At 39.2% G+C, this 8,265-nt stretch carries 7 protein-coding genes; 1 reads left to right on the forward strand and 6 read right to left on the reverse strand.

Annotated elements, in window-relative coordinates; genetic code table 11:
* Positions 1-222: hypothetical protein (locus tag CFPU101_RS24660; protein ID WP_206818453.1), on the forward strand; the 222-nt coding region annotated here is incomplete at its 5' end.
* A 183-nt stretch (positions 223-405) separates the two neighbouring features.
* Here the strand turns inward: CFPU101_RS24660 and CFPU101_RS24665 are convergent.
* From CFPU101_RS24665 to CFPU101_RS24690, 6 genes are all read right to left on the reverse strand, one after another.
* Complete coding sequence (locus tag CFPU101_RS24665) at positions 406-1,722, reverse strand: pentapeptide repeat-containing protein (RefSeq protein WP_206818455.1); 1,317 nt, start codon at positions 1,720-1,722, stop codon at positions 406-408.
* 439 nt (positions 1,723-2,161) lie between these two features.
* A complete protein-coding gene (locus CFPU101_RS24670; RefSeq protein ID WP_206818457.1) occupies positions 2,162-2,554 on the reverse strand; it encodes a hypothetical protein in 393 nt (130 codons plus the stop codon).
* Positions 2,555-2,760: 206 nt separating this feature from the next.
* Positions 2,761-2,940: a hypothetical protein gene (locus tag CFPU101_RS24675; protein WP_206818460.1), complete on the reverse strand. Its 180-nt coding sequence runs from the start codon at positions 2,938-2,940 to the stop codon at positions 2,761-2,763.
* Positions 2,941-3,542: 602 nt separating this feature from the next.
* Positions 3,543-6,692, reverse strand: a complete 3,150-nt coding sequence (locus CFPU101_RS24680) for a DUF5906 domain-containing protein (RefSeq protein ID WP_206818461.1) — start codon at positions 6,690-6,692, stop codon at positions 3,543-3,545.
* A gap of 140 nt (positions 6,693-6,832) precedes the next feature.
* Positions 6,833-7,603, reverse strand: coding sequence for a Rha family transcriptional regulator (locus tag CFPU101_RS25855; protein WP_242578253.1), 771 nt, complete (start codon positions 7,601-7,603; stop codon positions 6,833-6,835).
* Positions 7,604-7,684: 81 nt separating this feature from the next.
* Positions 7,685-8,026: a helix-turn-helix transcriptional regulator gene (locus tag CFPU101_RS24690; protein WP_206818464.1), complete on the reverse strand. Its 342-nt coding sequence runs from the start codon at positions 8,024-8,026 to the stop codon at positions 7,685-7,687.
* Positions 8,027-8,265: the final 239 nt, after the last annotated feature.

The raw sequence follows: 8,265 nt of genomic DNA on the forward strand, positions 1-8,265 counted from the left end.
TCCCCTTTTGAGGAACGTTGGCTGATTTCTTTTCCCGTTCTGGCTGACCTCCTTGGAACTTCTCTGACCCCCGTCACCGCTTTCTTCAATGACGAGAAGAATCAACAATTGGTCAAAGAAGTTGCTCAACATCATCAAGACTTGGGACTCACTAATAATACTCACAATCGCAGCTACCACCCTAAACAAAAAATTACTCAGTTCCTAAAGATGCCTGATTGACTAAGAGCGCAGCTTAATCAGGGGGTTTTGATGACTAACGTAGAAGAAGAGGATCATGACGTAGAGAAACCTATACTTCGCCAAACCTTAGAGTAATCATCTCCCATTCTGCGAACCCAAGAAATTATTAGTATGGGTAAACCTGTCATTCCATTAATTTTGAGAGAATTGGAATACAGACTCTCATTTACAATTAACGGGTTTTTCAGGATCAGAAACTTTATCCTGCTTAAGTGCTTCAATCCTATTTTGATTAGCTTTCGTGTCTTCAGTATCCCATTGAAACATTTTTTCATCCCATTTAGGGCTGCTGTATACTGCCTCCTCCCAATAGCAAGCTGATTTAATTTGCTTTGGGTTTAAAGCTTGCGTTTGACTAAGGTTAGCTCCACTGAGATTAGCTCCATTAAGATTTGCCGTATCAAGATTAGCTCCACTGAGATTAGCTCCATTGAGGCTGGCTTCTTTGAGGTTAGCTCCACTGAGATTAGCTCCACTAAGATTTGCCGTATCAAGATTAGCTCCACTAAGATCAGCACCATTAAGATTAGTTCCATTAAGATTAGCTGCATCTAGAGAAGCTGAATTAAGGATAGCACTAATAAGATTGGCTTCACTAAGATCTGCTGAATCAAGAATAGCTCCACGAAGGTTGGCATAAGTGAAGCTGGTTTTTTTGAGGATAGCACCACTAAGGTCAGCTTCACTAAGGTCGGTTGAATCGAGGATAGCTTCATTAAGTTTGGTGTAAGTGAGGTTAATTTTCTTAAGCGTGGCTCCACGAAGGTCGATTTGATCAAGACTGGCATGACTAAGGTTAATTCCACTAAGGTTAGCTCGATTAAGTCTAGCTCCACTAAGGTTAATTTCACTAAGGTTAATTCCACTAAATTTTTCGTCAATAATATCTATAATTTCGGCTGCTTCTAAAAAACGTATAACCATTGTTTTGCGCTCAGTATCATTCTCTAATCTTCGTAATATTGTTAATGTTCTTGTTATTGCTATATTTCTCACAGGATCGTTCTTGGGCGATTTTCTCAATTTTTTATCAAGTAATAATTCACTCATGCGGTCAAAATAATTTTCTAGTGCTTCATCGCGCAAGTTAGCTGATGCTATTTCTCTTTCCAAAGCGGCTTGTTTCTTGGAGCGTTCTTGATCTGTTTGCTGAAGTTGATATCCTAAAATAGCCAGTATAACTGGAATAGCAAGTGAGCCAAATAATTGCAACCAATCCCATAAAGTTTTCCCAGACTGAAATTGTGTAGTCGTAGTTTTCTTCCTAAGAATTTCTTGTCCTTGATTATTTATTGTTTTTTCTTCACTTTCTGATCTTGTTGTATCTTTGCAAAATCCAGTCCATTCAGAACAGATCAGATTGTTTTTAGTATTCTTAGCAAGGTCTGGGAAAATTGAATAAGCTAATATAGCAAGTAAAAAACCTAATCCTATACCTATTAATAATATCCTTAAATTTCTTTTGAAATCTTGTTTCATCTTTTAACTGCTAAAGAAGGCTAAACATTAATTTTATCAACATAGTTGAGGTAGTTGACAGTAATTAGCAGATTTTATAGCATCTAGTTTAACTTCTGTCGCAAAGCTGACGGGATGATAACCTCTTTAAAACCCTTGATAGTAATGCTTTTGAGCTAGTTGTTCTTCAAAAAGATTAAAGCTTATAGATAGGCTTAAAAAGCATTAATAAATGATCGCCCTCGACGAAAAGCTGATTCTCTCGTATTTATTTTTCTGTTTTAAAGATGAAATGACTAGACAATCTTTTTCTTTGGACTATCGGCTGAAAGCCTTATTTAGCAAACTTATAGAATGCTTGTCACCTCGTCAGTTTATATACATATTTGGATCATTACTGAAAAATGGTCATCTTTAGTCAAGCAAACACCGACTTGGGATGAAATTGATCACTAATGAATTAAAATGAGTCAAAACAATTAAATGCTTCTAGGATTTGACGGGCTATTTCTGGTGTTAAATTTTCTAAGAATTTAGATTTTTGCTTTTGCTCATTTTTTACCGATTCAATAGCTTTTTCTAGAAATTGCTCTACCGTTTTTGAATCAAGATAAATTTCTACATCGTCGAGATCGGTATAGCACCATTTATCTTCTTCTCGTTGCCACAAAAATTTACGATTCCTTGACCAATCATTCATCGGGTTAGTATTGTATTTGTCTTTCCAAAAAGCTTCCCATTCTTGGCTGGCGGCGATCGCGTCCATGCGTTCATAAATAGCTCTTAGTAAATTTTTCTCTCTGCCAGTGACTTCAATAACTTTATTTTGATAATAAGTTTGATACTTACTCATATTAGTTGACCTCAATGGTGGAACTGGTATCATTGTAAAAACAACAATAAGACGGACTGCTATTAAGGTTTAAGCTGTTCCTATACTTCATCAAGATTTTTTTTTTTTATTTAAACCTACTATGGCATATTACCAATTTCATCGCTTAAATCATTTTCTAACTGTTCGGATTCTGTAACCATTTCCTTGTGTAGAAATTTTGAAGTTCATGAGCAAATATATATTCCTCGAAAAATAGTTTGAGTGATTTGTGGTTTGATCGCTTCTGATTTGAAAACAAACTCTCCGTAGTCGGCCATCTGATCGAGTCCTAAACAGTTGAGAATAATTTCAACCATTAAAGCCATGAAAATGTGAGTGAAGCCTTTTTGCCATTTACTATTCATTATTCTCATCTCCTGAGAGGTTCTGTCTTTTGTTAGGATTATCTCGTCGAGCTATAGATCACGGACGATCAGTTTTATGCAGCTTGATCAAGTTTTCCTGAGTCACCTGAGTTTTAGATAAAAATTTGCCGAATCGTTAAGAACTCTAAGTTGGGAATCCTTTCTGCTTGCCTTTAGAATACCTCCCCAGTTTGAAAGATATCGTCAGTAGAAACAACCATTTAACTGAACATAAGTAGGATGACTTACCTATTCTTACGGCGTGGCCTCACCATCGGGCAGTTGCCCTGTGTACGATCACTCATTTGAGATCGCCAATACTTACTCCACAATGATTTGAGCTTATTTGTCGAATAATCAGACAAATCAATTCGGAAAATTGATTGCTCTACATCCTTCAAACCCTTATCCTGTAAAACCTTAAAATTCGACATCCGCTCCGCCGATTTTTGAGGATAAAATCGCTATAAACTTGATCTAGTAAGCCTTTTCGCTCCGTGACATTTTTTGGGAATTCGAGATTTGAGCGTATGCGATTATCTTTTTACGCTCGACATTTATTAAAGCCAACTAAAGAAGACAAAACAGCTAGAATTTTCATCCTACATCTTTCTCAAATACTGCCAAAACTCAATAATCTCCTCATTATCTAGTAATTGACGTGACCGTTTGTTGTATTTGGCTAATAAATATTCTTTAGCTTGAACTGTTGTCCATCCCAAACGCTCTAACTCCACATCGATCGCTGCGATCAGCTTGTCCCAATTATGGTCAACTTGCTCAAATAAGTTTAGCTCTCGCGCCGATGTTACTTCCATTACTTTGTCTTTCTCCAATTTCACCAACATGATCGCTGGTCTATCGCAACGTCCAAAGTCTTTATTATCAAAAATCACCCGACCATCTTTAAATTCAACCACAATCCCTCGATTTCCCGTAACAACATCTTCTATGTGATCGCCTATTTCTATTCCATAGGATTTATCATGTTTTTCTTCGGGTGACTCTACCAAATATTCTTCAACATAGCCACCTTCGTCATCGGTCATAGCCACTTCATGAGCCACCACATAGCCAGTTGAATTTTCCTCTGTTACTTGTTCTATCTGGATTCCAGCTTTTTCTACATAGCCAACATAGCCAGTAGAAGAAGCTTCTTCTATTTTTACATCATTATTTTCTTCTACTAATCGATCTATGTGGGTAAAGGTCTGTTCTTCATGGTAATTTTTTTCATCTTCTATAAGTAACTGGCTATGTTGCTTATGTTGGCTATGTGGTAAGGCTTCTAGGCTATGTGCTTGGCTAGGTAACTGCCTATGTTCAGTCAAAGAATGAAACCCTAACCCACGAAGTACCACCTGATTATTATTCCTTTTATCCCGTTTCGCTTTGGGAAATAATTCAACGAACCTTTGTACTACTTGATTAGCTCCCTTAACATTTTTGTCCCATGATTTTGTCTGGTCTAGCCAAACCGCTTTTGTCTTGCCATTACTTCCCTGTTCATAATTTAAGGTTCCATTCCCTAAATACCATGCTTCTAATTTCTGCCATAATTCTCCTGCTGTTACTTCCCCCGACGGTAAATAATTTAAACCCACATCAGTTGCAAATTGCAACAAGTGAGAATTTTCACATTGAATATCTAATAACGCTTTTTCAGTCGATGAGTAATCAACTCCATACTTCATGAGATTCACTAATTCTTCTAGCAAACGATTTAAAAAAGCTGGTAAAACCGATTGAGATAGAAATTCAGGGTCATATTTGAAACGACTATCTGCCTCAATCTCACCTTTAGCCACATCAGCATTAATCTTATAAGTTTTATCGAATAACAACACGGCATATCGAGAGGCGATCGCCTCCATTACTCCTTTCAACCTCGGTAGCTCATTGATGTTGAACAAAAACACTGATAAGATATCAAGCTCATATTCGTCCTGTCCCTTACCCTCAATGCTTAAACTTTCACCCGTTATTGCAGCTTTTAACGATTGAAGTCCGTCTAACGACATAAAGGATGAGTTTTCAGTTGCCCAATTCACTTTAGCTCGTCCTAGTTTGGCTAAGGGAAATTTTCGACCTTGGTCGTATTGGCTAAAATCAGATAAGGTACAGCCAGTTAAGCCAACTTTTCCAAATAATAAGCGTACTGCTTCACGTAAGGTGTCCTTCCCATTATTACCATCCCCTTTACACAGTAAGGCTCGTATTTCACGCCCTTTATAACGACGCACATTTTTTAGATCTAATGAAGCAGCGATCGTTCTTAAGAAGATCGTTTGTTGTTGAGGAGACAGGGCTGATAACATCTGGTCACAAGCGGTTGGGTCGGCATTTGGGTCATAGGTAACGGTTGGTTCATACAAATAATATTGAGATGGGTCATGGTCTACCAACTGCCATGAGGGTTTGTTGCCTAGCCAGTGAATTTTCAAGACTCCATTGGTGCAGTTTTGTCCTGGCGGGTTAACCAACGATGGATCGATTCCTACTCCTATTTTCATCCACTCCAGAGCCGCTTTGACACATGAAGCCTTGGCGTAGGGGTATTTGATCTGCCCTTTCACCTCAACGGGAAGATTATTTAATAGATCCCGTATCCGCTTCATCTCGACGACATCAGGGCTATATTCGTAGTTTTTTCCCGCCCATCCATACAATTTTCCGTCTACGCAGATCCATCGGCGATCGCTGTACAGGATGTTAGCTACCGTTTGGGTGTATTCCGTATTGGGAACGAAACTATCGGGGACTGATGGAAGAGCGATTTTCTCATCGTCGGGGATTTCTGATGATTCAATGGATTGTTTTAGCTGTTCTTCCAAGCGTTTGATCAAATCTTCATTACTCATTCCCTGAACTTTACCCCACGCTACCCAATCCACAATGTCACCTTTTTCTGGCATAGAAGGCCACAAAGCGATCGGGTTTACTATAATCACGGGGATATCGTTTTCAACTCCTGCCGAGAGCAGTTTCAAAGCTTTTTCTTCCCCTGCCTCGTCATGATCACGAAACTTGAGCAATCCGACAATGCCCTCATCTTTTAATCGTTTGAGATGAGACGCGATTACCTTTTCTCCCCACGATGACCCTTGCCATGTAATCGCGGCTAACCCCAATGAACGAGCGGTTTCTACACACTCCTCCCCTTCTACAGCCAAAAGCCATTTTCCTTGAGAATTAGCGATCGCTTCTGAGAATCGATATGGCAACCACTCTGCATCACCTTTTGACCATTTCGGTTGACCATTTGGCTTATGATGACCTTGCCGAATTGTTTTATTGTGACCTTTGGGATGAGTAGAATCTTTCCACTCAAAGCGACTAACCCATTGAGTTTTTGAATAAAAATATCTTGTTTCAGTCGCATGAGACGGAACACCTTGAGCAATTAACCATTGTGGAATTTGATTAGATTTTGGTAATGGGCGATCGTTTGGAATGGTTGGTAGTGTAGCCAATACAATCTTTTTGGGCAGATGGGAAAGAAGTGTTTGGTTTCTACCCGTCTTCTGTTTGACAGTCAAGTTTGACGGCTTATCGTTTTCAGTAACAAAGATCGCTCGTCCATCGCTGGCATCTTTGAGGTACTTCCATCCAAAAGGTGCGTTGTTAGTATCGGTTCTTCCACAAATAATCGCGCTGCCACTATCTGAACGATAACACCAGTCGGGACGATCGCATAAAGGGCAGGGATTATTCTTGTTAACTTCTTTCCATTGATTTGATTCGGATAACATCACAATTCTCCAATATATTGATGTAGAGTTTGAAATTCTTAATTGACCGATCAAGCATTGGCATGACAAAACTAGCCGCTATGTATGCAGCACGATCTCTCACTGGAGATTCCAGCTTTGTCCTTGGATAAATTACTCGGTTACTCGCCTAGTAAGCCTTGTCGGGTTCCAGTTCGTGAGGCGTACTGACGATCTAGCCAGGGTAGAATTTCACGGGGTAACTTCTGGGCTTTGACTAAACTTGGTTCGGTCAACCATTGACTTTCGCTAATACCAATGGTTTCTAACCAGTGACGACAAGCTTTCGTGTTGGAACCAAACCCGTATCTTTTTGCCAGATAAGTTATTCCGATGCCATCGTACTTAGCTACAGCACGACCCCGTTCATCAACAGTGACAAGGGTTTCGACTTTTTCAGTACGGGTAATGATTGCGTCTGGCTTACCCAGAATCAAGGCAACCATTTCACGACCGTGTATCGTTGCAATAGCTTGAGTCGTCAGCAGTAATCGTTCTTGTGTTTGGGCTAGTTGAAGTTCGAGTTTTAGGCGATCGATTTCTTGTGCTTGAGAGGGAATCACTTGATTGATGATTGTTTTAGCTTCAGCAAAGGCTTTAACCAAGTTTCGTTTGCAACGTCTTACTTGCTCCGTGTTCTTACTATAGGTCATCAAAACAGTAGCTTGTTCCTCACTAAGATAAGCAAAACGTTCAGGACGACCGCCTGATGTACCTTTGAGGGGTTTTCCGTTTTCAAAACGGAATACTCCAAAATCTTTTTCTATTTCTTCTTGATACTTGAGGAGAATATTGCTAAACCAATCACTATGCTTGATTCCTAGCTCAAAAGCCACCAAACGGGAATCAACTACCAGTATCCGATCTCGTTCTTGTATTGTTAAATTATTCATAGCTGCTCCAATATCAATGAGGGGTCAGTGGCAGCGATCGCGTGATTCTTGGCGGAAATGCGGTCGCTCTCAAGATTTAACTTAGGCTACTGCTTGGGTATCATCCATCGCATCCTTAACAGTCAATGGCTTAGTTTTTCTCTTTGAGTGGTCTTTTAAATTCACCAAAGATTGAGAACCTTCAGGAGGATGATCTGGAGCAAATTGAATTAAATCATTGGGAGTGCATTCTAGGGCATTGCATAAAGCATTTAGGATCTCTCCAGTTATTTGCTTTAACTCATCTGTATTTTTGAGCCGAGAAATTGTGGTCGGATGAATCCCCGTTTTTTCGGCTAGTGTTTTGTTGTTAATTTTTTGCTCTGCCATTAGAACTCGCAAACGCCAGCGAATCATTTGTGTTCGGAAAAATGTAGTTGACATAACCATTGTCCTGCTAATTCAGTAGTGGGAGTAAATCAATTAATAAAGTTGTTGTTCCTTATTAGCTATCTTACTATATTTATACATTATATTGCATTTTATTAGCAAGCTTGCTATAGTAAAAGGAAGCTTAATACCTTACGCTTAGTGAACTGGTTGAACAAACTTCGGTACTCAAGCTATCAATCACTCAATTTGTCATTAGCTAGAAACCTTTGTAAACTGTTGAGCGTCTAAAT

Origin of the sequence: Chroococcus sp. FPU101, assembly GCF_017312365.1 — a bacterium.
In the GTDB taxonomy this organism is placed as follows: Bacteria; Cyanobacteriota; Cyanobacteriia; order Cyanobacteriales; family Microcystaceae; genus Chroococcus.